Annotated in this window: 21 protein-coding genes; 8 read left to right on the forward strand and 13 right to left on the reverse strand. The window is 71.2% G+C overall.

The annotated features are described in order from the left end of the window. The first annotated feature begins 99 nt into the window (after positions 1-99). A complete protein-coding gene (locus tag FGM06_RS08190; protein ID WP_144798701.1) occupies positions 100-1,113 on the forward strand; it encodes a lysylphosphatidylglycerol synthase transmembrane domain-containing protein in 1,014 nt (337 codons plus the stop codon). Between the two features lie 49 nt (positions 1,114-1,162). Here FGM06_RS08190 and FGM06_RS08195 read toward each other — a convergent pair whose 3' ends face one another. The 3 genes from FGM06_RS08195 to FGM06_RS08205 all read right to left on the reverse strand — a co-directional run bounded on the left by FGM06_RS08195 (position 1,163) and on the right by FGM06_RS08205 (position 4,601). Next, the gene (locus FGM06_RS08195; RefSeq protein ID WP_144798703.1) at positions 1,163-1,831 is read right to left on the reverse strand and encodes a type 1 glutamine amidotransferase; all 669 of its coding nucleotides are present in this window, start codon (positions 1,829-1,831) and stop codon (positions 1,163-1,165) included. An 85-nt stretch (positions 1,832-1,916) separates the two neighbouring features. Beyond that, positions 1,917-3,566 (reverse strand): DUF2070 family protein, encoded by a 1,650-nt coding sequence (locus FGM06_RS08200; protein ID WP_144798705.1) that lies wholly within the window; start codon positions 3,564-3,566, stop codon positions 1,917-1,919. After that, positions 3,567-4,601, reverse strand: coding sequence for a glycosyltransferase (locus tag FGM06_RS08205; protein ID WP_144798707.1), 1,035 nt, complete (start codon positions 4,599-4,601; stop codon positions 3,567-3,569). A gap of 307 nt (positions 4,602-4,908) precedes the next feature. Here FGM06_RS08205 and FGM06_RS08210 point away from each other — a divergent pair, with 307 nt between their 5' ends. Then, positions 4,909-6,375 (forward strand): NAD(P)H-hydrate dehydratase, encoded by a 1,467-nt coding sequence (locus FGM06_RS08210; RefSeq protein ID WP_144798708.1) that lies wholly within the window; start codon positions 4,909-4,911, stop codon positions 6,373-6,375. Then, positions 6,368-6,910 (forward strand): cyclic pyranopterin monophosphate synthase MoaC, encoded by a 543-nt coding sequence (moaC, locus tag FGM06_RS08215; RefSeq protein WP_144798711.1) that lies wholly within the window; start codon positions 6,368-6,370, stop codon positions 6,908-6,910. The genes FGM06_RS08210 and moaC overlap by 8 nt, the downstream gene beginning before the upstream one ends. A 45-nt stretch (positions 6,911-6,955) precedes the next feature. Here moaC and FGM06_RS08220 read toward each other — a convergent pair whose 3' ends face one another. Continuing rightward, positions 6,956-8,677, reverse strand: coding sequence for a formate--tetrahydrofolate ligase (locus FGM06_RS08220; RefSeq protein WP_144798713.1), 1,722 nt, complete (start codon positions 8,675-8,677; stop codon positions 6,956-6,958). 79 nt (positions 8,678-8,756) lie between these two features. Then, a complete protein-coding gene (gene fdhF / locus FGM06_RS08225) occupies positions 8,757-10,904 on the reverse strand; it encodes a formate dehydrogenase subunit alpha (RefSeq protein WP_144798715.1) in 2,148 nt (715 codons plus the stop codon). Positions 10,905-11,066: 162 nt separating this feature from the next. On the opposite strand from fdhF, the gene FGM06_RS08230 reads away from it, so the two are divergent. Then, positions 11,067-11,708 (forward strand): hypothetical protein, encoded by a 642-nt coding sequence (locus FGM06_RS08230; RefSeq protein WP_144798717.1) that lies wholly within the window; start codon positions 11,067-11,069, stop codon positions 11,706-11,708. A gap of 30 nt (positions 11,709-11,738) precedes the next feature. On the opposite strand, the gene gcvT is transcribed toward FGM06_RS08230, so the two are convergent. Further along, positions 11,739-12,920 carry a glycine cleavage system aminomethyltransferase GcvT gene (gcvT, locus tag FGM06_RS08235; protein WP_144798719.1) on the reverse strand — a complete coding sequence of 394 codons (1,182 nt, stop codon included), beginning with the start codon at positions 12,918-12,920 and terminating at the stop codon, positions 11,739-11,741. Between the two features lie 146 nt (positions 12,921-13,066). On the opposite strand from gcvT, the gene FGM06_RS08240 reads away from it, so the two are divergent. After that, positions 13,067-13,729 carry a S26 family signal peptidase gene (locus FGM06_RS08240; RefSeq protein ID WP_144798721.1) on the forward strand — a complete coding sequence of 221 codons (663 nt, stop codon included), beginning with the start codon at positions 13,067-13,069 and terminating at the stop codon, positions 13,727-13,729. A gap of 14 nt (positions 13,730-13,743) precedes the next feature. Here FGM06_RS08240 and FGM06_RS08245 read toward each other — a convergent pair whose 3' ends face one another. Next, entirely contained in the window at positions 13,744-14,274 is a 531-nt protein-coding gene (locus FGM06_RS08245) for an NYN domain-containing protein (RefSeq protein WP_144798723.1), read from the reverse strand. A 180-nt stretch (positions 14,275-14,454) separates the two neighbouring features. Here FGM06_RS08245 and FGM06_RS08250 point away from each other — a divergent pair, with 180 nt between their 5' ends. Continuing rightward, complete coding sequence (locus FGM06_RS08250; protein ID WP_144798726.1) at positions 14,455-14,706, forward strand: hypothetical protein; 252 nt, start codon at positions 14,455-14,457, stop codon at positions 14,704-14,706. A gap of 105 nt (positions 14,707-14,811) precedes the next feature. Here FGM06_RS08250 and ilvD read toward each other — a convergent pair whose 3' ends face one another. From ilvD to purS, 4 genes are all read right to left on the reverse strand, one after another. Next, the gene (gene ilvD / locus FGM06_RS08255; protein WP_144798728.1) at positions 14,812-16,605 is read right to left on the reverse strand and encodes a dihydroxy-acid dehydratase; all 1,794 of its coding nucleotides are present in this window, start codon (positions 16,603-16,605) and stop codon (positions 14,812-14,814) included. A gap of 90 nt (positions 16,606-16,695) precedes the next feature. Then, complete coding sequence (locus FGM06_RS08260) at positions 16,696-17,088, reverse strand: VOC family protein (protein WP_144798730.1); 393 nt, start codon at positions 17,086-17,088, stop codon at positions 16,696-16,698. A gap of 54 nt (positions 17,089-17,142) precedes the next feature. Next, the gene (gene purQ / locus FGM06_RS08265; RefSeq protein ID WP_144798732.1) at positions 17,143-17,820 is read right to left on the reverse strand and encodes a phosphoribosylformylglycinamidine synthase I; all 678 of its coding nucleotides are present in this window, start codon (positions 17,818-17,820) and stop codon (positions 17,143-17,145) included. After that, positions 17,817-18,068 carry a phosphoribosylformylglycinamidine synthase subunit PurS gene (purS, locus tag FGM06_RS08270; protein WP_123112050.1) on the reverse strand — a complete coding sequence of 84 codons (252 nt, stop codon included), beginning with the start codon at positions 18,066-18,068 and terminating at the stop codon, positions 17,817-17,819. Before purS ends, purQ begins: the two co-directional genes overlap by 4 nt. Positions 18,069-18,248: 180 nt before the next feature. Between purS and FGM06_RS08275 the strand changes: the two genes are divergently transcribed. Next, a complete protein-coding gene (locus FGM06_RS08275; protein WP_144798734.1) occupies positions 18,249-19,232 on the forward strand; it encodes a formyltetrahydrofolate deformylase in 984 nt (327 codons plus the stop codon). 18 nt (positions 19,233-19,250) lie between these two features. Here the strand turns inward: FGM06_RS08275 and FGM06_RS08280 are convergent, their stop codons facing one another. Next, a complete protein-coding gene (locus FGM06_RS08280) occupies positions 19,251-22,097 on the reverse strand; it encodes an ATP-dependent helicase (protein ID WP_144798736.1) in 2,847 nt (948 codons plus the stop codon). Positions 22,098-22,230: 133 nt separating this feature from the next. Here FGM06_RS08280 and cmk point away from each other — a divergent pair, with 133 nt between their 5' ends. Beyond that, complete coding sequence (gene cmk / locus FGM06_RS08285) at positions 22,231-22,845, forward strand: (d)CMP kinase (RefSeq protein WP_144798738.1); 615 nt, start codon at positions 22,231-22,233, stop codon at positions 22,843-22,845. A gap of 29 nt (positions 22,846-22,874) precedes the next feature. Here the strand turns inward: cmk and FGM06_RS08290 are convergent, their stop codons facing one another. Continuing rightward, positions 22,875-23,258, reverse strand: a complete 384-nt coding sequence (locus FGM06_RS08290) for a SaoD/DsrE family protein (protein ID WP_144798740.1) — start codon at positions 23,256-23,258, stop codon at positions 22,875-22,877. Positions 23,259-23,330 lie beyond the last annotated feature (72 nt).

The following is a 23,330-nucleotide window of genomic DNA, read 5'->3' on the forward strand; positions in this document are numbered from 1 at the left end:
TCGCTCGCGGGACGTCCTCCGCGGACCGCCGGACCGAGGCGACGCGCGACCGACGGCCGCGATCAGACGTTTCAAGTTCGCCAGCGACGCAGGCAGCGTATGGACGGCAAGCGTCGACGCGGGCTGGTGATCGGCGGGATCGCGGCGGTCGCGATCCTCGCGGTGCTGTTCGCTGTCGTCGGGGCCGGCCGGGTGGTCGACACGCTGTTCGCGGCCGACCGCGGGCTGGTCGCGGTGACGTTCGCGCTCGCGCTCTGCTGGCTCCTCGCGTGGAGCCTCATGCTCAGGACGGTCCTCGGCTCGCTCGACGTCGACCTCTCGATCGCGACGTCGTTCCTCGTGTACGCGGGCGCCGTCTTCGCGAACAACGTCACTCCCTTCGGACAGGCCGGCGGCGAGCCGGTCACGGCGGCGCTCATCGCGAAGGTGTCCGGGTCGCGCTACGAGACGGGGCTCGTCGGCATCGCCAGCGTCGACGTGCTCAACGTCGTCCCCTCGATCTCCTTAGTCTTTCTCGGGGTCGGCGCCTACGCCGCCACCGCAGCCGTCGGCGAGCGGCTGGAGGTCGCCGTCGCGGTCGCCGTCGCGCTGATCGCGTCGATCGCGACCGCGATCGCGCTCGGCTGGCGCTACCGCCGGGCGATCGCCGACCGCCTCCCGGCCGCTGTGGGGGGGATCCTCGGGCGGCTGAAACGGTTCGACGCCGCCGCGGTCGAGGAGGCGCTCGCGGCTCGCCTGCGGAACTTCTTCGAGGACATCGAGCGCGTGGGAACGAGCCCGCGCCGGCTCGCGGCCGCTGTCGGTCTCTCGCTGGCGGGGTGGACGCTACAGTCGGCCGCGCTCGCGGTCGCGTTCGCCGCCGTCGGCAGCCCGATCGCGCCGGAGGTCGCGCTGTTCGCGGTCCCGCTCGCGTACGTCGCGGGCGCCACGCCCCTCCCCGGCGGGCTCGGCGGGATCGAGGCGGCGTTCGTCGCGCTGCTCGTCCCGACCACGGGCGTCGCCGCGGCGACCGTCACCGCCGCCGTGCTCGTGTTCCGCGGCGCCGTCTACTGGCTCCCGACGCTGATCGGCGGGCTCTCCGTCTCGGCGCTCGGGATCGACGCGGTACAGTGAGCGCGGTCTGCGAGGAGCCGAGGCTTCCCGCGCGGCGTCGGGCCTTCCCTCACGCCGTCGCTCCCCGGACGATCGATCGGAAGTTCTCGAAGATCCGCCCGGCGGCGACGTCGTCGAACGAGTGTCGACCGGGGTCCCAGTCGAACTCCTCGTCGAGGCGGTCGCGATGCGCCGCGGTGATCTCCGGGTGGAACTGCACCGTCCACAGCGGCGCCGTCCGGTGGCGAGTGCCGAACACGGCGGCGTGGTCGGCCGACGCGATCACCTCCATCTCCTCGCCGAGCTCCGTCACGGCGTCGCCGTGTAACGAGACGACGACCGGATCGACGCCGTCGAACAGCGGGTCGTCGGCGAGCGTCGCTTCGACGAGCCCCGCGGTCGTCCCGACGCGCTCGACGGTCCCGCCGAGCGCCGAATTGGCCACCTGATGTCCGAAGCAGACCCCGAGCGTCGGGATCTCCCGATCGACGAGCTCGCGGACGAGCGCCTCCTGCTCGGCGATCCACGGGCGGCTCTCGGCCTCGTAGACGGCGGCCGTGCTCCCGGTCAGGACGACGCCGGCCGCCTCGTCGAGGGGGACTCGCTCGCCCGCGACGAAGTCCACCTCCTCGGCCGCGGGGAACGCCGCCGCCAGCGCGTCGCAGTGGTACTCGCAGTCGGCGTCGACCTCGTTTCGGACGACGTACAGTCTCGACGACCCCGTGGTGGCTGTTGTCACACGGCCGCGTTCGCCGGCGATCCGCCTTACTGTTTCGGCTCTCCGAACGACTGATCGCCGCGACGCCGACCCCCGGAGCCCCCGCTCAGAAGAACAGCCACAACACGAGCAGCACGTACAGCGCCAACAGGGCGATCACCGTCAGTCGGATGAGGATGTTGACGCTGAACACGAGCCCGTTGTAGTCGTTCTTGAGGAGCTCGACCGGCTCCGTCTTCCGGCTTTCGAGCCCGATCGTCGCCGGCGAGACGTCGTCGACCGCGCGTTCGATGCCGGCCTCCAACGCCTCGACGTTCGACCGGGTCTTGTTCGCGAGCTCGTGGATGGACGCGTGCGTGTCGGTCGAGAAGACGAGCACCTCGTCGAACTCGCCGCGGTGGCTCGCCGCCAGCTCCCGGATGTCCGGGGTGACGCCGTTCGTGTCGATCCCCATCGTGAGCACGTCCTGCCCGTCGACGGACTCGACGATAGCGATCATGTCCCGGTCGTCGCGCACGACCGAGAACCCGGCCGCGTACTCGCCGAGCGGCTCCTCGGCGAGCCGCTCGCGGAAGTCGTCGAAGTGGCGTTTCAGGCGGTCTGCCTCGCTGGAGCCGTACTGCACCTCCTTCGTCGGCCCGTCCTGGATGTCGTGTTTGTGGAGGTCGATCAAGAGGAGGTCGGACTCGTCGACGTCGCGCATGAACACCCCGGTGTCGTAGTCGTCGATCCCCTCGCCGTGGAGGTAGACGACCTGCCTGTCGCCGATCCGGCGCCCGTAGAACTCGATCTCGCCGTAGTCCCCGTGGACGAGCCGGGAGGCGCGACCCGCGCCGTCGGGGTCGCCGACCGCGTCGAGGATCTTCTCGGCGTCGGTCGGGTTCGAGAGGTCCTCCTTGTGCGTGCAGGGGACGTGGAGAAAGAAGCCGCGGTCGTCGCCCTCGTTCAGCGCGTCGATGAGGTTCCCGCTGAGCTGGCCGCCGCCGAACCCGCCCAGCGGTCCCGGGTGGACCCACGGGGCGGCGAGCGTCAGCCGGCGTCCGTTGTCGACCGCGAGGGTCTGGACGGCGGGCTCGGCCTCGACGCCGAGGTCCAGCGACTCGCGGTCGTTCCGGAGGATCCCCGACGTGAGCGCGAACGCGGAGACGTCCGTGTTGCTCCGGATGAGGTAGTCGACCAGCGCGAGCACCGACACGAGGAACGCGGCCGCGATCAGGAGCGACGCGAACGCGAACACGTGCCGGTACGTCGAGAAGCCGAGGTTCCCGCCCGCGAACGCGTAGAAGGCCGCGATCAGCGCCGCCGGCTCGGCCAGCGACACGAGGAGGATCCGCTTGTAGCGGTCGATCCCCGTCGAGACGACGAGCGCGAGGATGTTGATCAGGTAGATCGTGATGAAGAGGAGCCAGACGATACTCCACACGTTCCCGACGTCGTTGGCGCCGGAGAGCACCAGCGAGTAGACGAACAGGACGAACTGGTTGACTAAGGCGAGAAAGAAGCTCCACGACCGGGGGTAGTTTGGAAGCAGCCGGTGGAACAGCTCGCCGGCGAACAGGAACGGGAGCAGAAAGAGGAGGACCGCGACCGGCAGGACGCTGGACGGCTCCGGGGAGAGCGGCGTGAAGGCCGAGAAGGCGACGAACGCGAGGAGGCTGTAGACGCCGCTGAGCGCGACGAGCGCCGGGAGTTGCGCCTTCAGCGGCGGGACGCTGAACACCAGCCGCTGGAAGACGTCGACGTTGTCCGCCCCCATCTACGACGACACCCCGTAGATCGACTCCAGCTCGTCGATCGTGTGTGTCACGGCGAAGGCCTCGACCGCCTCGCGGGTCCGGCGGTCGCCGCCGAGGCAGTCCCTGACCGCCCGCTCCATGTCGTCAAGGTCGCCGTACGCGAAGCGGGCCCCGTTGGCCTCGCCGATCGTCTCGTCGAACGGGGAGACGTCGGCCGCGGCGACCGGCGTCCCGCAGGCGTTCGCCTCCAGCGTCGAGAGGCCGAGGGTGTCGCAGGTCGAGGCGGTGACGAAGGCGTCGAGCGCGGAGTAGAACGCCGGCAGGTCCTCCCGCGGGAGGAAGTCGCGGAACCGGACGTTCTCCGGGGCGTCGCGCTCGAGGTCGCCCCGCACCGGTCCCTCGCCGACGAGCTCGAATCGCACCTCCGGCATCCGCTCGGCCAGTCGGAGAACCTCGTCGACGTTCTTGTTCTGGGTCATCCGCCCGCTGTAGCCGACGGTCGGCTCGTCGCGCTCGAACCGCGACCCCTCGACGGGACGGAACGTGTCCATCTCGATGCCGACCGGGAGCTTTCGCGGGGCCACGTCGCGGCGGATCCGCGACGTCGACGCGGTGACGCAGTCGAACGAGCGGAGGAACCGGTTCTCGTAGGCGACGTAGAGGCGGCCGGCGACGTCGGAGAGCGACTCCAGCTTGAGCCCCTGCACGAAGTAGTCCTCGACCGGCGTGTGATGGGTGTAGACGGACTTCACGCCGCGCTTCTTCGCGTAGCGACGCCCCATCAGTCCGGTCGACGCGGGGCCGTGGCAGTGGACCACGTCGAGGTCGGGGAGCGTGGAGAGCCGACGGTAGAGCGGGACGCGGTACTGGCGGTAGAAGGGGTTCGGCAGCGACCGCACGGGAATCTCTCGCTCGTCCGGCTCGTGGCTGCTCGCCGGGTAGACGACGTACACGTCGTGGCCCCGGTCCTCCAGGCGATCGCGCCACGCGCGGATCGTGTAGGTGACGCCGTCGATGCCGGGAAAGTAGCTGTCTGTGAAGAATCCGATGTTCATACGAGGGTCCGTCGGTCGCGTGTCGTCCGCCGGAGACCGCTCTGGGGAGGGGTGCGGACGACGTTCTGACGAGCCGATCCGCCGACCGCCGCGTCCGCGGCGGACGGGAGCCGGTTGGGCCGCGTCGGCGCGTCTGGATGTGCAGCGGGTCGCACGGGTTCTGTCTCCCGGATTCCCCTCCGAAAAGCTTCAACATTTTCATTCCGGGCGCGCGCCCCGGTCGCCGGGGACGTGTCGGGGGACCTCCGCCGACCGTCCCCCTCGCCGCGACCCCACGCTTAATCCGACGGGGCGCGGATCCGGAGACATGATACCGACCGAACGCATGGCCGCGGTCGACGCCAACGCCGACGCCCTCGGCGTGCCGCGCAAGCAGCTGATGGAGTCCTCCGGCAACGCCGTCGCCCGCGAGGTGCGCGCGGTCGCCGACCCGGGGGCCGCCGTCGCGCTGCTGTGCGGGCGCGGGAACAACGGGGGCGACGCGTTCGTCGCCGCGCGGTTCCTCTCCGCGTACGACGTGACGGTCCACCTGCTCGGCCGCCCGGAGTCGATCCGGACCGACATCGCGCGGGAGAACTGGGAGGCGCTCGGCGCGGCCGAGGTTCCGACCGAGGTCGTCGCCGACTCGGCCGACCTGGCGCTCGGCGACCCGGACGTGGTCGTCGACGCGATGCTCGGCACGGGGGTTACCGGCGCGCTCCGCGAGCCCGAGCGGACGGCGGCTCGGCTGGCGAACGAGAGCGACGCGACGGTCGTCGCCGTCGACGTCCCCTCCGGGATCGACGCCGACACCGGGGAGCCGACGGGGGACGGAGGCGATTCGGACGGCCGAGACGACGCCGGCCTCCGCGTCGAGGCCGACCGGATCGTCACCTTTCACGACGAGAAGCCGGGGCTCGGGGCGCTCGACGCCGCGGTGACGGTCGCGGACATCGGGATCCCGGCGGCCGCCGAGCGATACACCGGTCCCGGCGACCTCCTCGCGCTCGGGCGCGACCCGGACTCGCACAAGGGGGAGAACGGCGAGGTGCTCGTCGTCGGCGGCGGCCCCTACACCGGCGCGCCGTCGCTGGCCGCGCGGGCCGCGCTCCGGGCCGGCGCCGACCTCGTGCGCGTCGCCTGCCCGGAGACGGTCGCGCGAGAGGTGCAGGGGTACTCGGCCGACCTGATCGTCCGCGGGCTCCCCGGCGACCGACTCGGCCCGGCCCACGTCGACCGCGTCGCGGCGCTCGCCGACGGCAACGACGTCGTCGTGCTCGGGCCGGGGCTGGGGCGCGGCGACGGCGCGAGCGAGTTCGTCCGCGAGTTCCTCGCCGCGTACGACGGCCGGGCCGTGGTCGACGCCGACGCGCTCCGGGTCGTCCCCGAGGTCGACACCGACGCGACGCTGATCTGCACGCCGCACCAGGGCGAGCTCGTCGGCATGGGCGGCGAGACCGCGAGCGACCCGGACGAGCGCGCGGCGCTCGTGCGCGCGTTCGCCGCCGACCTCGGCCACACGCTGCTCGTAAAGGGCGCGGTCGATGTCGTCAGCGACGGCGACGCGGTGCGGCTGAACCGGACGGGGAACCCGGGGATGACCGTCGGCGGGACCGGCGACGTGCTCGCGGGAGCCGTCGGCGCCCTGGCGGCCGTCCTCGACCCGTTCCGGGCGGCCGCGATCGGGGCGTACGTCAACGGGCGGGCCGGCGACGCGGCGGCCGCCGCGTTCGGAAACGGCCTCGCGGCGACGGACTTACCCGACCGGCTTCCCGAGGCGATGCGTGATGAGTGACGAGCGCGAGGCGGCGGAATCGGCGGACGGCGTGACCGCGGGTGACGCCGCGGACGAGCTGACCCACACCGACGCGTCCGGCGAGGTCCGGATGGTCGACGTCGGCGCGAAGCCCGACACGAGCCGTCGCGCGGTCGCGCGCGGCGAGATACGACTGACGCCCTCGACGATCGCGGCCGTCGAGGCCGACGAGGTCGGGAAGGGAGACGTGCTCGCGACCGCCCGGATCGGCGCCGTGCAGGCCGTCAAACACACCTGGGAGACGATCCCGATGTGCCACCAGATCCCGATCACGAACGTCGACACCGAGTTCGCCGTCGGCGACGACCGGATCGAGCTGACCGTCGCCGTCGAGACGACCGGCAAGACCGGCTGCGAGATGGAGGCGTTGGAGGGCGTCACCACCGGGCTCAACGTCGTCTGGGACATGGTGAAGGCCGCCGAGAAGGACGCGGACGGCGGCTACCCCGACACCCGCATCTCGGACGTCGAGGTCGTCGAGAAAGAGAAGCGGGCGCTCGACGGCGGCGACTGAGGCCGCGAGCGGGCGACGGAAGAGGGCGGCGGACGCGGCGGCGCCTCAGAACAGCCCGGTCACGTTCCCGTCGTCATCGACGTCGATCCCCTCCGCGGCCGGCTCGGCGGGGAGCCCCGGCATCGTCATCACGTCCGCCGTCTTGACGACGACGAAGCCGGCGCCGGCCGACGGAGACACCTCGCGGACGGTGAGCGTCCACCCCTCCGGCACGCCGGTCAGCGAGGCGTCGTCGGAGAGGGAGTACGGCGTCTTCGAGACGCAGACGGGGAGGTCGCCGTACCCCCACGCCTCGACCCGGTCGAGGTCCTCGTCGGCGCCGTCGACGTACTCCACGCCGTCGGCGCCGTACACCTCGCGGGCGACCGTCTCGATCTTCTCCCGGATCGGCGCGTCGAGGTCGTACAGCGGCGCGAACGTCCCCGTTCCGGCTCGCTCGCGGACCAGCTCCGCGAGGCCGAACGCCCCCTCGCCGCCGTCTCGGTGGGCCGTCGAGCGCGCGACCGGGACCCCCGCGTCGGCCAGCGTCGACTCCAGGGCCGCGAGCTCCGACTCCGCGTCGTCCGGGAAGACGTTGACCGCGACGACCGCGGGGATCCCGAACGACTCGACGATCTCGACGTGACGCCGCACGTTGCCGACGCCCGCCCGGACCGCCTCGGGGTCGGTCGCGTCCAGCGCGTCGAAATCGGTCGGCCACATCTCCAGCCCGTGGCGCTTGGCCCCGCGGACCGTCGCGACGACGACCGCGACGTCGGGGACGATCCCCTCGCGGGCGACGATGTGCGCGAACTTCTCCGCGCCGAGGTCCGCCCCGAAGCCGGCCTCGGTGACCAGATAGTCGGCGAGCGAGGCGCCGACCCTGTCGGCCACGAGCGTGTTGGTCCCGTGCGCGATGTTGGCGAAGGGGCCGCCGTGGACCAGGGCGGGGACGCCCTCGACGGTCTGGACGAGGTTCGGGCGGAACGCGTCGCGTAACAGGGCCGTCGCGGCACCGGTGACGCCGAGGTCGTCGGTGGTGACCGGGTCGCCGTCGGCGTCCTCCGCGAGGACGATCCGGCCGATCCGGGCCTTCAGATCGGGCAGGTCCGCCGCGAGGCCGAGGGCGGCCGTCAGCTCCGAGGCGGCGGTGATGACGAACTCGTCCTCCCGCGGGACGCCGCGGGCGGGGCCGCCGAGCCCCACGACGGTCTCGCGGAGCGCGCGGTCGTTGACGTCGAGCGCGCGGGGCCAGTCGACGCGGCGCACGTCGACCGACGCGTCGTTCCCCTGGTGCAGGTGGTTGTCGAGCGCCGCGGCGATCAGGTTGTGCGCGGCCGTGAGCGCGTGGATGTCGCCGGTGAAGTGGAGGTTGATCGCCTCCATCGGGAGCACCTGCGAGTACCCGCCGCCCGCGGCGCCGCCCTTGACCCCGAAGACGGGCCCGAGCGAGGGTTCCCGAACCGCGACCGCCGCGGACTCTCCCAGCCCCGCGAGCGCCTGGCCGAGCCCCACCGTCGTCACGGTCTTCCCCTCGCCCTTCGGCGTCGGCGTCATCCCGGTCACGAGCACGGTCGTCCCGTCGGCGGCGCCGGAGTCCGCGGTCGCCGAGCGCACCGCGTCGAGGGTGAGCTTCGCGATCCCATCGCCGCGCGGCTCGATGTCGTCGGGACGCAGCCCCAGATCGGCCGCGACCGCCTCGATCGGCCGGGGTTCCGCGGCGCGCGCGACCGCGAGGTCGGACACCGGTGCGTCGCCCGCGTCGTCCGCCGGGTTCGAGTGGACCATACCTGTCGCTTCCGTCGCGGCGGGTATCAGTCTTGGAGGTGTTCTCGGCCGGTAAAAAAGCCGTCCGCGGTCGTCGCCGTCAGTCGTCAGCCGGCTCCGCCTCGTCTCCCGGGTCGCCGCCGTCCCCGACCGTCACCTCGATGTCCGCGGCCGCGGCCTTGTACTCGGGGATCTTCGCGCGCTCGTCGAGCACGTCGTTGGTGAGGCGGTTCGCGGAGGCGGCCGCGAAGTGCGGCGTCGTCCAGACGACCCCCTCCTTGATGTCTTCTGTCACCTGCGCCTTCACCTCAATCTCGCCGCGTCGGGAGCGGAGCGTCACCATGTCGCCGTCCTCGATCCCGTACTCCGCGGCGTCGTTCGGGTGGACGTCGACGAAGTTCTCCGGGTGCTGCCGCGACAGCGTCGGCGAGCGCCGGCTCATCGTCCCCGTGTTGTAGTGCTCTTCTAAGCGCGCCGTGGTGAGGATGAGCGGGTACTCCTCGTCGGGCACCTCCTTCGGCGGCTGGTGGCGGACGCCCTCGATCTGGCCGAGGCCGCTCTCCGTGTCGAAGGAGTCCTCGTAGAGGAACTGGTCGCCCTCGTCGCCCTCCTCGTAGCAGGGCCAGTGGAGCCCCTCCTCGCCGAGCCCGTCGTACGTCATCCCGTGGTAGATCGGGCACACCTCCCGGAGTTCCTCGAAGACGGCCTCCACGTCCTCGAAGCGGAACTCCTCTTCGCTGAAGAGGCGGCTCCCGACCTCCATCAGGATGTCGAGGTCGTGCTTCGTGTTCTCGTGGACCTTGTCGACCCCGCGCATCCGCTGGACGCGGCGGTCGGTGTTGGTGACGGTGCCGCCGCGCTCGGCCCACGTCGTCGCCGGGAGCACGACGTCGGCGAACTCGGCGGTCTCCGTCATGAAGATGTCCTGCGCGACCATGAACTCCAGCGCCTTCAGGCGCTCCTCGACCTCGTTGCCGTCGGGCTCGCTCATCACGGGGTTCTCCCCCATCACGTACAGCCCCTTCACCGAGTGGCCGGCCTCGTGGGAGATCTCCACGTTGGTGAGCCCCGGCTCCTCGGGCACCTCGAAGCCCCACACGTCCTCGACCGATTCGCGGACCTCGTCGTCGTCGACGAGCTGGTAGCCGGGGAGCACGTTCGGCATCGCGCCGACGTCGCTGGTCCCCTGGACGTTGTTCTGCCCGCGGAGGGGGTTGACGCCGGTGCCGGGCCGACCGAGGTTCCCCGTGATCAGCGCGAGGTTGATCTCGTTCTGCACGTTGTCGACGCCGCAGGTGTGCTGGCTCATCCCCATCCCGGTGAAGATGGCGGCGTTGTTCGCCATCGCGTACTTCTCCGCGGCGAGCTCGATGTCCTCCAGCGGGACGCCCGCCTCCTCGGCGGCCACCTCCTTGTCGAAGTCCGCGAGGGTCTCCTTCAGGTGCTCGAACCCCTCGGTGCGCTCCTCGATGAACTCCTCGTCGATCCAGCCCGCGTCGGGCTCCGCTTCGTGGCGCTCAAGGATCGTTTTCAGGACGACGTTGAGCAGGGGGATGTCGGCGCCGGGGTTCAGCTGGAGGTGCATGTGCCGCTCGGTCTCCCCGATGTCGAACGACCGGGTGGTCTTGTTGGCGTGCGGGTCGACCTGGATGACGGTCGCGCCCTCCAGGACGGCCTGCCGGAAGTACTGGCTGTTGGCGATCGGGTGCTGCTCGCCCGGGTTCGCCCCCTGGATCCAGAACACGTCGGCCGCCTCCTCTAAGTCCTCCATGCTGTTCGTCATCGCGCCCGCGCCGAGGCTGGTCCGGAGCGCCCACACCGTCGAGGCGTGGCACATCCGCGTGCAGTTGTCGACGTTGTTGGTGCCGTACCGGCGCGCGAGCTTCTGGAGGAGGTAGTTCTCCTCGTTCATCGTCTTCGAGGAGCCGAAGAATCCCATCGCGTCGGGACCGTAGTCGTCCCGGATGCGCTCCATCTCCGAGACGATCCGGTCGTACGCCTCCTCCCACGTCGCCTCGCGGAACTCGCCGTCCTCCTTGATGAGCGGCTCGGTCAGCCGGTCCTCGTGGTCGACGACCTGGGTCGCCGCGCCGCCCTTGATGCAGACGCGCCCCTCGTTGACCGGGGCCTCGCCCCACGGCATGAAGTTCACGTCGCCGGGGTCCTCGCCCTGATTCACCTTGATCCCGCACCCGACGCCGCAGTACGGGCATATCGTCTTCGTCGCCTCGTCCTCCTCAGCGGACATGGTACTCACCATGACGTGCGATCATGTGTCACGATTTGTGTCGCGGGCCGCATGAGTGTATCGGTCGGTTCAACGCCGCGAACGGTCGCGATCGGCGTCGGCGTCCCCGCGACGGCCCCTCGCCCGGCGAACCGTTTAGTCGGCGCCGGGCGTTCGGCCGGTATGGACCCGACGATCGCCGACGTCGAGGCGCGCGCGGAGGAGCACGTCGAGACGTACCGCGAGACCGCCCCCTTCCACCCGGTCGAGGCGGAGTCGATCGAGACGCTCCCGGAGGCGTTCCGCACCGGGGACTACGGCAGGCGGGACGTCGAGTGGGTCGTCCGCTGGTACTTCCGGCGGCGCGTCGACGCGATCGACCACGACGAGCGCCGGGCGGTCGAGGAGGCGGTCGAGGACGCGGACTCCCGCGAGCTCCGCGGGGCGATGTGGGACGCGGTCGACGCGCTCGACGAGGGGGCCGACTCCGACGGCGAAGGAGACAGAGACGGCGACTCGCCGATGCCCGCCCACCACCGCGCGCTCGATGCGCTCACCGACCTCCCCGGCGTCGACGTCGCGGTCGCCTCCGCGCTGCTGTGGTTCCTCGATCCCGATCGGTTCCTCGTCGTCGGCGACCGCGAGTGGCGGGTGGTCGCGACGCTCACCGACCTCGACTCGGGCTACCCCGACCCGATGACGTTGGGGGCGTACGACCGCTACCTCGACGCGGTCCGGACGCTGTCGGACCGGCTCGACGTCGACGGCTGGCACCTGTACATGGTGATCCAGCGGGTGTACGCGGAGGAGTTCGCAGGGGAGTAGCGAGCGGAGGTCGGATGTCGCCGAAGAGGGCTAGCGGTCCAGGAACGGCGGAATCACGACCTCGGCGCGCTTCTCGTCGCCGCGCACGACGACGCTCACCTCCGCGCCGGCGTCGGCGTGGCTCTCGTGAAGGTAGCCGAGGCCGATCGGCTCGTCGAGCGTCGGGCTCATCGTGCCGGAGGTGAGGTGGCCGACCCGAGTGAGGTCGCCGTCGGTCACGGCGTAGCCGCCGCGGGGGACGCCGCGCTCCAGGAGGCGGACGCCGACGAACCGCTCGTCGACCCCCTCCTCCTTCTGTCGCTCCAGCGCGTCGCGCCCCACGAACTCGGTGTCCAGCTTCACCACGAACCCGATCCGCGCCTCGTAGGGGGTGCGGGGCTCGTCGTCGGGGTCGAAGTCCTGTCCGGAGAGGAGGTACCCCATCTCCGTCCGGAGGGTGTCGCGGGCGCCGAGCCCGCAGGGCTGTGCGGTCGGCCCGGTCGCGTCCTCCCCGACGAACGCCGACCAGACCGCCTCGGCGTCGCTCGCCGGGCACATGATCTCGAACCCGTCCTCACCGGTGTAGCCCGTGCGGGCGACCCAGCTGTCAACGCCCGCAACGGCGGCGACCGTCGCTTCGAACTTCGAGAGGCCGACCACGCGGTCGGCGGGGGTCGCGTCGTCGACTGCGTCGGCCGCGTCGGGCCCCTGCACGGCGAGCATGGCCCAGTCGTCGGTGGCGTTCGCGACGGTCGCGTCGAGCCCGACCTCGTCGCGGTAGTCGGTCCACCGGTCGGTCATCTGCTCGTCGTGGCCCGCGTTCGGGACGAAGAGGTACGCGGGGTCGCCCGCGCCCGCGTCGAGGTCGCGGTCCATGCCGGCGAGCGCGTCGGCGCCCGTTCCGGCCTCGATCCCGTCCGGGAGCCGGTAGACGACGGTGTCGTCGAGCATGACGCCCTCGTCGTCCGTAATCGCCGCGTACTGGGAGTCGCCCGGATCGAGCGCGGTCACGTCGTTGGTCGTCAGGCGGTTCATCAGCGCCGTCGCGTCGGGGCCGGCCACCTCGATCTCGCCCATGTGCGAGACGTCGAAGACGCCGACAGACTCCCGGACCGCAGTGTGTTCCTCGCGGATCGAGTCGAACTCGACCGGCATCTGCCAGCCGCCGAAGTCGGTGAACTTCGCGCCGCGCGCCGCGTTGGTCTCGTGGAGAGGTGGAAGCCGATCGGTCATGGCCGAACGGTCTGCGGGACGCGCCTAAGGTCTTGCCATCGGGTCGGTCTCGGCGCCGGAGCGGGCCGACCTTCGCGCCCAGGACGCCCCATGAGCGCGTCGGAGGGGCCGACAGGCTCAAGCCGTTTCCTCCCTCCCTCTCCCACGTGAAGCGGAACGTCTCCGACCTGCTCGCGCCCGCCGCGGCGGTCCTCCTCGTGGCGCTCGTCGTCGCGGCGGCCGCGGGCGCGTGGCCCCCGTTCGTCGCCGTCGAGAGCGGGAGCATGGAGCCGACCGTCGAGCGCGGTGACCTCGTGGTCGTCACCTCGGCGGAGCGGTTCCCGTGGGGCGGGCTGACCGGCCACGCCGAGCCGGACGCGCCCACGCGGCTCGGCGGCACGGGCGACGTGGTGGTGTTCGATCCCCCGGACGACGGTCAGCACCCGATCCTCCACCGGCTCGCGTTCCGCGTCAGCGCGGGCGAGGACTGGACCGACCGCGCCGACCCCGCGCTGCTCGACGGCGACTGCGACGACATCGAGAGCTGTCCCGCGCCCCACGACGGCTACATCACCTTCGGCGACGCGAACGGCGAGTACGACCAGAGCGCGGGGATCGCCACGGTCGTCCGGGAGGAGTGGGTCACGGCGAAGGCGCTGGTGTCGGTCCCGAACCTCGGCTGGTTCCGGGTCGGCGTCGACGCCGCGATCGCCCGGATCGGGCTCCTGCCGACAGCCGTCGGCGTCGGCGGGGCCGCGGCGGTCGCGGGCGGCTTCGGCGCGGTGCTGATCGGGTGGGCGGGTCGCGGTCGCGGCGGGCGCCGGAAGTAGCTCTGCGCCGGTCGCTACTCCGGCGGTGAGTCGGCGGTCGCCTCCGGGTCGGCCGCGGCGTCCGCGTCTCCCGCGTCGCCATCGCGGTCACTCGGTTCCTCCTCTCCCTCGTCGAGCGTCACCGACCCGTTCGCGGCGTTTCGCAGGGCGTCGGAGCGCCCGAACTCGCCGGGCGCGATCGCGAGGGTCCGGATCCCGTAGCCGTTCGCCGTCTCGACGACGGGCTTGAAGTCGGTGTCGCGGGAGGCGATCGCGAGGACCGACATCCGGCCCTCGGCCGCGAACCGGGCGGCGTCGACCGCGAGCTTCACGTCGACGTCGCCGCTCGTGATCACGACCTCGAACCCCCGCGCCTCCGCGGCCTGTATCAGCCCCGGCGTCGCGTGCTCGTCGAGGTAGAGCCGCGTCGTGACGAGCGGTCCCTCGGCCTCGGCCGCCCGCCGCACGTCGTCGAGGTCGACGTCGAACTCCTCGCGCAACACGTTCGGCCCGTCGACGAACAGCGCCACGCCGACCGGCTCCTCGTCCTCCCGACTGGATTCCATGCGTCGGGGTCGGCGGCGGGCGGAAATATGCGTACTGGTCCCGACCGGTCATCGACCGCCGGGCGGCGTCCCGCCCCGGAACCCCACGTTATACACCTTATATTCGTTTTACGACCTGATCGACGACTGTAGTGAATATACGGAGTATTGAAGTAGTATGTCCAAGAATAGCGAGTTAAGATGTCGAACTACGACACCTTCACCGTCATTTCCGAACAGAACGATCACGAATGCACCACGCTCCGTGCACATCCCCGCAACGAGACGTACCACGTCGTCGACTACGCCGACGACGACGCGCGCGAGGAGGTCGCCGACCTGCCGGTCGGCTCGGTAGTAAAGATGGAGCTGTCGCGCGCCGGCCGCCGCAGCAACGTCTGGCGCGCCGAGTCGGTCCGGACCGCGCACACGGACGGCGGGGAGCGCGAGTAAGCGGGGACGGTCGGAGAAAGCGGGCGACCGTGCTGTCGCTCTCGGGGGCCTGGGACAGTCCTTCTTTCGCTCGGTATTTAACTCCGAGAGCGGCCGCGCTCTCGTCTACCGGTCGCCCGTCAGCCGCGGATTCGTCACGGCGCCGTCGGCCGCGGAGGCGAAGTCACGGGCGTACTTCGCGAGGATGCCGCCCTCGTACTGCGGCGCGGGCGCCTCCCACGCATCGCGGCGCTCCGCGAACTCCTCGTCGGAGAGGTCGACGCTGAGGTCGCGCTCGGGGATGTCGACGGTGACGTGGTCGCCGTCCTCGATGAGACCGATCGGGCCGCCGTCGGCCGCTTCGGGGGCGACGTGGCCGATCATCGGGCCGCGCGTGGCGCCGGAGAAGCGCCCGTCGGTGAGGAGCGCGACGTCGTCCTCGTGGCCCGCGCCGACGACGGCGGCGGTGACGCCGAGCATCTCGCGCATCCCCGGGCCGCCGGTCGGCCCCTCGTTGCGGATCACGATCACGTCGCCGGAGTCGACCTCGCCCGATTGGACGTACTCCATCGCGTCCTCCTCGTGCTCGAACACGCGAGCGGGTCCCTCGTGGTAGAACTCGTCGTCGCCGGTCACCTTCAGCACCGAGCCGTCCGGCGCGAGGTTCCCCTTGAGGATCTTGATGGCGCCCTCCTCCTCCTTCGGCTCGTCGACGGTGTAGAGGAAGTCGGCCTCGATATCGTCGTCGTCCGGGAGCGCGCCGCGCTCCTCCAGCTCCGCGATCTCCTCGGCGAGGGTGCGGCCCGTGACGGTCATCGCGTCGCCGTGGAGCAGGTCGGCCTCCAGCAGGCGGCGGAGCACGACCGGCACGCCGCCGATCTCGTGGAGGTCGTTCATCACGCGGCTCCCGCCGGGCTGGAGGTCGGCGATCTTCGGGGTGCGCCGCGAAATCTCGTCGAAGTCCTCGATCGAGAGGTCGACGTCGGCCTCGGCGGCCAGCGCGAGCAGGTGGAGGACGCCGTTCGTCGAGCCGCCGATGGCGGTCTGCAAGGCGATCGCGTTCTCGAACGACTTCCGCGAGAGGATGTCGGAGGGGCGGCGGTCGTTCTCGATGCAATCCAAGACGAGCTCGCCCGCGCGCTCCGCGACCTCGTAGCGCTCCCTGTCCTCGGCGGGCGCGGAGGCCGAGCCGAGCGGCGCCATCCCGAGCGCCTCGGAGATGGACGCCATCGTGTTGGCGGTGAACATTCCGCCGCAGGAGCCCGCGCCGGGGCAGGCGTGGCGCTCCAGATCGTCGAGCTCGTCGCCGCTCATGTCGCCCTCGGCGTAGGCGCCGACGCCCTCGAACACCTGGACGATGGTGACGTCGCGCCCCTCGTGTTCGCCGGGCATTATCGAGCCGCCGTAGAGGAAGACGCTCGGGAGGTCGGTGCGGATCGACGCCATCAGCATGCCGGGGAGGTTCTTGTCGCAGCCCGCGACGGTCACCAGCGCGTCCACGCGCTCGCCGAACGAGACGAGCTCGACCGAGTCGGCGATGACCTCGCGGGAGATGAGGCTCGCCTTCATCCCCTCGGTCCCCATCGAGATGGCGTCCGAGATGGTGATCGTCCCGAACTCGACGGGCATCCCGCCGGCCGCGTCGATCCCGTCGATCGCCGCGTCGGCGACGTCGTCGAGGTGGACGTTACACGGGGTGATGTCGGCGGCGGGGTTCGGCACCCCGACGAGCGGCGAGGAGAGGTCCTCGTCGTCGAACCCCATCGCCCGGAACATCGAGCGGTGGGGGGCGCGCTCGGCGCCCTCGGTCACGTCCCTGCTCCGCAGGTCCTCGTCCTTCTCTCCCGCGAACCGGTCCGCGTCGCCTCCGCGTCGGCGAGAGGCCTCCCCCTCGTCGGATCGTGGCTGCTGTTCGCTCATACCTGACCCTGTCGCTCGGGGGTCTTAAACGGCCGCAACGGGGCGAGGGTTGCTCGGGTCGGCGAACGGGTTCGGTTCTCGTCGTGTCCATCACACCCGCGCCTTCAGTTCGACCCGATACCCGAACGGGTCCCTGACGTACACCGCTCCGGCGACCCCGGTCGCTCCGAGCGGCGAGTCGAGCGTCTTCTCGATCTCGACGCCCGCCGCGTCCAGTTCGGCCTCGATCTCCTCGATCGACTCCTCGACGACGACGGCGACGTGGTCGTAGTTCGTCGCGGTCGGCGGCTCGAACTCATCCGTCGGCCAGAGGTGGACGACCGCCGTCGCCGACAGCCGCACGTCGAAGAAGGGCTTCTCGTCGGCGGCGTACAGCGCGTCCTCGATGCCGAAGCCGAGCCGCTCGCCGTAGAACTCCCGGGCGTCGGCGACGCCGTCCTCGGGGATCCGGAGGTTGACGTGGTCGATATGACGTGCCTGCATGGGGTTCGGTTGGACGCCGACCGCAAAAAAGTGAGCCGGTAGCGACGGGGCTCGTCAGGCGAACGCTTCGAGGATCCCCGCCCCGTCCGTGCTCCGGCCGAGGTCCGGAAGCGTGGCGCGCTCGGGGTGCGGCATGAGGACGGCGACCGTCTCGCGCTCGCCGAGGACGCCGGCGGCGTTGTCGGTGGAGCCGTTCGGGTTGGCCGCGTCGGTGGCGTTCCCGTCGGCGTCGCAGTAGCGGAACAGCACGCGGTCGTCGGCGACGAGGTCGGCATGGGCGTCCTCGCTTATCTCGAAGCGCCCCTCGCCGTGCGCGATGGGGACCTCGATCACGTCGCCCTCGTCGTAGGCGGCGGTCCACGGCGTGTCCGCGCGCTCGACGCGCAGGTGGACCGGTTCGCACTGAAAGCGCGCGGAGGCGTTGGTGGTGAACGCACCGGGGGTGAGCCCGGACTCCGCGCCGATCTGCGCGCCGTTGCAGATCCCGATCACGGGGACGCCGTCGGCGGCGGCCTCGCGGACCTCGGCCATGACCGGCGCCCGGGCGGCCATCGCGCCGGCGCGGAGGTAGTCGCCGTACGAGAAGCCGCCGGGGAGGACGATCCCCTCGGCGTCGGCCGGGAGGCCGTCTTCGTGCCAGACGCGCTCGGCGTCGACTCCGAGGTGTTCCAGCGCGCGGACCGCGTCGCGGTCGCAGTTGGAGCCGCCGAACTGGACGACGGCGACCGTCATCGCTCGGCGACCGCGACGTCGTAGTCGTGGATGGTCGGGTTCGCGAGGAGCCGCTCGGCCATCTCGTCGGCGCGGTCGGCGGCCTCGTCGGCGTCGGCCGCCTCCAAGTCCACCTCGAAGCGGTCGGCCGACCGGAGGTCCGACAGCTCGAACCCGAGGCGTTCGAGCGCCTGCTGGGTGGTCTCGGCCTCCGGGTCGAGGACGCCCCGCTTCAGCCTGACCGTCACCGTCGCGGTGTATGCCGTCATGGCCGATACTGCGGAGTCGTGTGTAAAAACCGTTTTGGAACGCCTTTTATATCCACGTTCGTGGATATATTTCGGTCGATCGTGCGGGCGGCAGGCTCCGCGCGGAGCGAAAGGGGCAAACCCCTCCGCGACTTGGGTCGGGTGTATGCAGCCGCTCGAACCCGCGGAGGTGATCGTCGCATGACCCGCGAACTGACCGAGATCACGGTCGTCGGAGGAGACAAGACCGGACTCATCGCGCGGGTCACCTCCCTGCTGTTCGAGCGGGGAATCAACATCGAGGACTTAGACCAGGCGGTCCGCGAGGGCGTCTTCCGGATGACGACCCGCGTGGACGCCTCCGAGATGGAGACCTCGCGCGGCGAGCTCCGGCGCGCGCTCGCCGAGCTCGGCCGCGAGCTCGACGTCGACATCCAGGTGCGGTTCCCGAGCGACCGCGACGCGCGCCGGATCGCGCTGCTGGTCACCAAGGAGACTCACGCGCCCGAGGCCCTGCTGGAGTCGGAGGCCAACGGCGACCTCGCCGACGACGGCGAGGAGGCCGAGATCCCGGTCGTCATCGGCAACCGCGGCGACCTCCGGTCGCTGGCGGAGCGCTACGACAAGCCCTTCTACGACGTGGGCGACGGCAACGGGAACACCGACGAGGGGCGCCTGCTCGACCTGCTGGCCGAGTACGATGTGGACCTGATCGCCCTGGCCCGCTACATGCGCATCCTCTCGCCCGAGGTCGTCTTCCGCTACGAGGGCCGGATCGTCAACGTCCACCCCTCCCTGTTGCCGGCGTTCCCCGGCGCGGAGGCGTACCGGCAGGCGAAGGACGCCGGCGTCCGCATCGCGGGCGTCACCGCCCACTACGTGACGACCGACCTCGATCAGGGTCCGGTGATCGCACAGCGCGCCTTCGACGTGCCTGCCGGCGCCGACGTCGAGGAGATCAAGCGTCGCGGGCAGCCCCTCGAGGCCGACGTGCTGCTCGACGCCGTCCGGCTCCACCTCGCGGACGCGATCGCGATCCACCGCGGGACTGTCCACGTGCGCGAGGACGCCGACGTCGACGCGCGGCTCGGCCTCAGCCAGGCGGCGGTCGACGCCAACCCCGACGAGCCGGTCGACGGCGAACCGCTGTCGCGCTCGGAGACGCCGGCGGTCGAGAGCGACTGAGTCGCCCCGAACGGCTGTTCACGCGCCGTCGCCGTCCTCGATCGACTCCGTGACGCGGGCGTGGAACTCCCGGAGCACCGCCGACTCGTCGTCGGCGAGCACCGTGTCGGAGTCGACGAGCGTCGCGAGCCCGAACGAGAGCGGCGTCGGCGAGTCGACAGTGTGGTGGATCACGTCGACGCCGCCGTCGGCGACCTCGCCGAGCACCTCGCTGATGCCAGGGAGGTCGAGCCGGTCCTCTAACAGCTCCCGGTACGTCTCCTCGGTGACGGCGAACTCGTCGAGCTCGTCCGCGAACGAGAGCAACATCTCGGCCGACACCTGCTGTTCGGCCGCGGTCTTCTCGTACCCCTTGTACCGCTTCAGGATGAGCAGCGAGCGGGCCGCGTCGATCCGGAAGTAGCGCTGGTGGAGGTCCGTCCCTCGCACCGCCTCGCGGAGGTCCTCGCGGACCGTCTCCGGGTCCAGATCCCGGAGGATCGCGGCGACGTCGACCTTGCGGTTCAGTGGGAGCGCGAGCGAGAAGCCGCGGTCCGCGACCGCGACGGCGACGTTCGCGTCCGTGCGGTTCGCGACCGCGGCGGCGACGAGTCGAGAGAGGCCGTCGTTGAACCGGCGGCCGTAGTTCGAGTGGACGTAGAACCGTCGCTTGTACGCGGCGCGGTCGAGCTCCTCCTCCACGACGAGCCGCGAGGGGGTCGGGACGCTCTCGGCGCCGGCGTACGCGACCTGCTCGTCGTACATCCGGGTGATCGCTCGGACCGCGTTCCCGTCGAGGGGGAACTCCCGGAGCCACGCGCGGACCGCGGGCGGCCCCCCGTCTCGGAGCCGGTCGAGCAGCTCGCCCTGGAACGCCAGCACCTCCCGCGCGAGGTCGTAGGAGAGCGGGAGCCGCTCGGAGTACCAGGAGGGGACGGTCGGGCGCTCGCTCGTCCGGTCGACGTACACCTTCGAGCCGCGGCGGTACCGGAAGGCGAACCGCTCGCCGCCCAGCGCGAACACGTCGCCGGGATCGAGCGTGTCGAGGTAGCTCTCGTCGAGCGTGCCGACCGGCTCGCCGTCGCGGGTGAGCACCCGACAGCTGAACGAGTCGGGGATGGTGCCGACGTTCGTCATGTAGATGACCCGCGCCAGCCGGCCGCGCTTCCCGACGAGCAGCTCGCCGACCGGGTGCTCCTCGTGGTGGTGCTCGCCGCCCGGCGGGTCGTTCTCGTCGCGCCACACCTTCGGGTAGACGTTCTTGTCCGCGAGCCCCTCGTAGTCCGCCGTGAGGTACCGCATCAGCCGCTCGTAGTCGGCGTCGTCGAAGTCGCGATACGGGTGGGCGCGCCGGAGCGTCTCGCGGACCTCGCGGTCCGGGCGGACGCGGTTTATCGCCATCCCGTACACGTGCTGGGCGGCCACGTCGTAGGCACCCTCCGGGAGGAAGACGCGGTCGACGAAGCCGTCCTCGGCGCGGGCGAGCATCGCCGCGCACTCGACCAGCTCGTCGCGGTCGAGCGCGAACACCCGCCCCTCGACCGTCTCGCCCGGGCTGTGACCGGCGCGGCCGACGCGCTGGAGCAGCGACGCCACCGACTTCGGCGACCCGACCTGCACCACCAGATCGAGGTGGGGCATGTCGATGCCGAGCTCCAGGCTCGTCGACGTGGTGACCACGTCCAGCTCGCCCGCCTTCAGCCCCTCCTCGATCCGCGTGCGCTGGCCCTCGCCGAGGCTCCCGTGGTGACACCCCGAGTCCGACTCGTCGTAGCCGAACCGCTCGCGGAGCTCCTGGAGGGTGCGCTCCGCCCCCGACCGGGAGTTCGTGAACACCAGCGTGTTCTCGTGGGACTCGATCAGCTCGCGGAGCGCGTCGTAGAAGCGGTTGGTGACGACGGAGCGGGGCGTGTGGATCAGGTCGGCCGCCGGGGTGCGGAGCTCCAGGTCGAACTCCCGGACGAAGCGCGCGTCGACCAGCTCGTACGGGCGCGGTTCGAGCCCCGACTCGTCGCCGACCTCGCCGGCGACGCGCTCGCGGCCGACGAGGAACTCGGCGACCTCGTTCAGCGGCTCGACCGTCGCCGAGCAGCCGATCCGGGTCGGGGAGCCGTCGGCCAGGTCCGTGAGGCGCTCCAGCGAGACGGCGAGGTGCGTGCCGCGCTTGTTCGCCGCCAGCGAGTGGATCTCGTCGACGATGACGTACTCGACGGTCCGGAGCTTCTCCTTGAACTTCGGCGAGTTGAGCAGGATCGCCAGCGTCTCCGGCGTGGTGTTGAGCACGTGCGGCGTCTCCTCCAGCATCGCCCGTCGGTCCGCCTCGCTCGTGTCGCCGTGGCGGATCGCCTGGCGGACGCCGGGGGCCGCGTCGTCGCCCGCATCGGCTCCCGCGTCGTTTCCGGCCTCCGCATCGCTCCCCGCCCCCGCCAGCTCCGCCGCGATCCCCTCGATCGGGACCTCCAGGTTCCGCTTGATGTCGTTCGCGAGCGACTTCAGCGGGGAGACGTAGAGGCAGTAGACGGAGTTGTCCAGCTCCCCCGCCCGCTCGCGGGCGAAGAGGTCGTCGAGCACGGCGGTGAAGGAGGCGAGCGTCTTCCCGCTGCCGGTCGGCGCGGCGACGAGGCAGTTCCGCCCGTCGTCGACGTGGGGGATCGCCTCGCGCTGCGGCGGAGTGAAGAGGCCGCCGTTCTCGCCGACGTACGCGCCGAACTCCGAGACCCACCAGCGGCGGACCGGCGGCGAGAGCCGGCCTAGCACGTCGGCGTCCGGGAGCGGCACCGTCTCCGGGTCGAACTCGACGGAGGGGGCATCATCGTCGGCGAGGGCCTCGCGGAGGAGCGCCCGCGCAGGGGGGCGCTCCGCGCCGCGTTCCGTGAGTTCGCTCACTGTCACATAGGTGGGCGCGCGGAGGGATATCCGTTGTGTCGGTGGGGCGACAGATCGTCGGCGGGCCGCGGCCCCTCCTCCGCGGTGCGCGAACCGGCCCGTTTATCCGGAGTCCGACCGTGGCGCCGCACGTATGAGTGGAACCTCGCCGGCGGCGGAACGGGAGATCGACCGCAACCTGTTCGTCACCGTCTCCGGCCCGCCGGGGTGCGGGGCGACGACGCTGGTCGAGGGGCTGGCGGAGGCGCTCGACTGCGGCTACGTCTCCGGCGGCGAGCTGTTCCGCGAGATCGCCGCCGAACGCGACATGAGCCTCTCGCAACTGATCGCGAAGACCGGCGAGTCGGAGGAGATCGACCGCGCGCTCGACCGGCGGCTCCGCCGGATCGCCGAGAAGTGGGGGACCGCGAACAAGGCGTTCGTGCTGGAGTCGCGCCTCGCCGGGTGGATCGCCGGGAACCGCGCCGACGTCCGGATCTGGCTCGACGCGCCCGACGAGGTGCGCGCCGACCGGACGCTCGACCGCGAGGAGATGACCTCCGAGATGCAGGTCCGCGAGGTGATAGAGGAGAAGCGGTACAAGTCGTACTACGGGATCGACCTCTCCGACCGCTCCATCTACGACCTCGCGATCAACACGGGCCGGTGGGACCCGGAGACGACGCTCGACGTCGCGCTCACCGCGATCGAGGGGTACGACGTCGAGGCGGACGAGGGCGCGTTCGACACCCCGGATTTCGAGATTTAGAGGGCCTTCGCGAACCGCGGTCCCGCCGGCTACAGCGTGATCACGTGGTCGACGCCGACCTCGCCGAGCGCCTCGTAGAGGTCGGGGAAGCAGCCGACCGCGGCGCCCTCGACCGTGTTCGTCGGTTCGTAGCGGTCGCGGCCGTGCTCGTCGGTCCGATCGAACTCGGCGAGCCCGCGGCGGGTGGCGCACTGGTCGCACAGCATGAGGAGGATCTCCCGCTCGGCCGCCACGTCGGCGAGCCGCTGCCCCAGCGGGTCGTCCTCGCGGAGCGCGTAGGTGTTGTCGTGGAAAAAGAACATCCCGACCACGTCGGCGCCGTGCGCTCCGGCCTCCAGCTGCGGGAGGATCATGTCCCCGAGCACGTAGTCGATGGTCTGTCCGGCCGTCGCGAAGACGTAGGCGACCTTCATACCGCGGAGTAGACCGGACAGGAGATGGGCCCGCGGGCAGCGGCAGCGTTCCCCGCTGTCTCTGACGGAGGC

It is taken from the genome of Halorubrum depositum (assembly GCF_007671725.1).
Lineage (GTDB): Archaea > Halobacteriota > Halobacteria > Halobacteriales > Haloferacaceae > Halorubrum > Halorubrum depositum.

Excerpts from the sequence above, each read along its gene's own strand:
- FGM06_RS08190 (WP_144798701.1), top strand. The coding sequence starts at position 100 with ATGGACGGCAAGCGTCGACGCGGGCTGGTGATCGGCGGGATCGCGGCG.
- FGM06_RS08200 (WP_144798705.1), bottom strand. The coding sequence starts at position 3,566 with ATGGGGGCGGACAACGTCGACGTCTTCCAGCGGCTGGTGTTCAGCGTC.
- FGM06_RS08205 (WP_144798707.1), bottom strand. The coding sequence starts at position 4,601 with ATGAACATCGGATTCTTCACAGACAGCTACTTTCCCGGCATCGACGGC.
- FGM06_RS08210 (WP_144798708.1), top strand. The coding sequence starts at position 4,909 with ATGATACCGACCGAACGCATGGCCGCGGTCGACGCCAACGCCGACGCC.
- moaC (WP_144798711.1), top strand. The coding sequence starts at position 6,368 with ATGAGTGACGAGCGCGAGGCGGCGGAATCGGCGGACGGCGTGACCGCG.
- FGM06_RS08220 (WP_144798713.1), bottom strand. The coding sequence starts at position 8,677 with ATGGTCCACTCGAACCCGGCGGACGACGCGGGCGACGCACCGGTGTCC.
- fdhF (WP_144798715.1), bottom strand. The coding sequence starts at position 10,904 with ATGTCCGCTGAGGAGGACGAGGCGACGAAGACGATATGCCCGTACTGC.
- FGM06_RS08230 (WP_144798717.1), top strand. The coding sequence starts at position 11,067 with ATGGACCCGACGATCGCCGACGTCGAGGCGCGCGCGGAGGAGCACGTC.
- gcvT (WP_144798719.1), bottom strand. The coding sequence starts at position 12,920 with ATGACCGATCGGCTTCCACCTCTCCACGAGACCAACGCGGCGCGCGGC.
- FGM06_RS08245 (WP_144798723.1), bottom strand. The coding sequence starts at position 14,274 with ATGGAATCCAGTCGGGAGGACGAGGAGCCGGTCGGCGTGGCGCTGTTC.
- FGM06_RS08250 (WP_144798726.1), top strand. The coding sequence starts at position 14,455 with ATGTCGAACTACGACACCTTCACCGTCATTTCCGAACAGAACGATCAC.
- ilvD (WP_144798728.1), bottom strand. The coding sequence starts at position 16,605 with ATGAGCGAACAGCAGCCACGATCCGACGAGGGGGAGGCCTCTCGCCGA.
- FGM06_RS08260 (WP_144798730.1), bottom strand. The coding sequence starts at position 17,088 with ATGCAGGCACGTCATATCGACCACGTCAACCTCCGGATCCCCGAGGAC.
- purQ (WP_144798732.1), bottom strand. The coding sequence starts at position 17,820 with ATGACGGTCGCCGTCGTCCAGTTCGGCGGCTCCAACTGCGACCGCGAC.
- purS (WP_123112050.1), bottom strand. The coding sequence starts at position 18,068 with ATGACGGCATACACCGCGACGGTGACGGTCAGGCTGAAGCGGGGCGTC.
- FGM06_RS08275 (WP_144798734.1), top strand. The coding sequence starts at position 18,249 with ATGACCCGCGAACTGACCGAGATCACGGTCGTCGGAGGAGACAAGACC.
- cmk (WP_144798738.1), top strand. The coding sequence starts at position 22,231 with ATGAGTGGAACCTCGCCGGCGGCGGAACGGGAGATCGACCGCAACCTG.
- FGM06_RS08290 (WP_144798740.1), bottom strand. The coding sequence starts at position 23,258 with ATGAAGGTCGCCTACGTCTTCGCGACGGCCGGACAGACCATCGACTAC.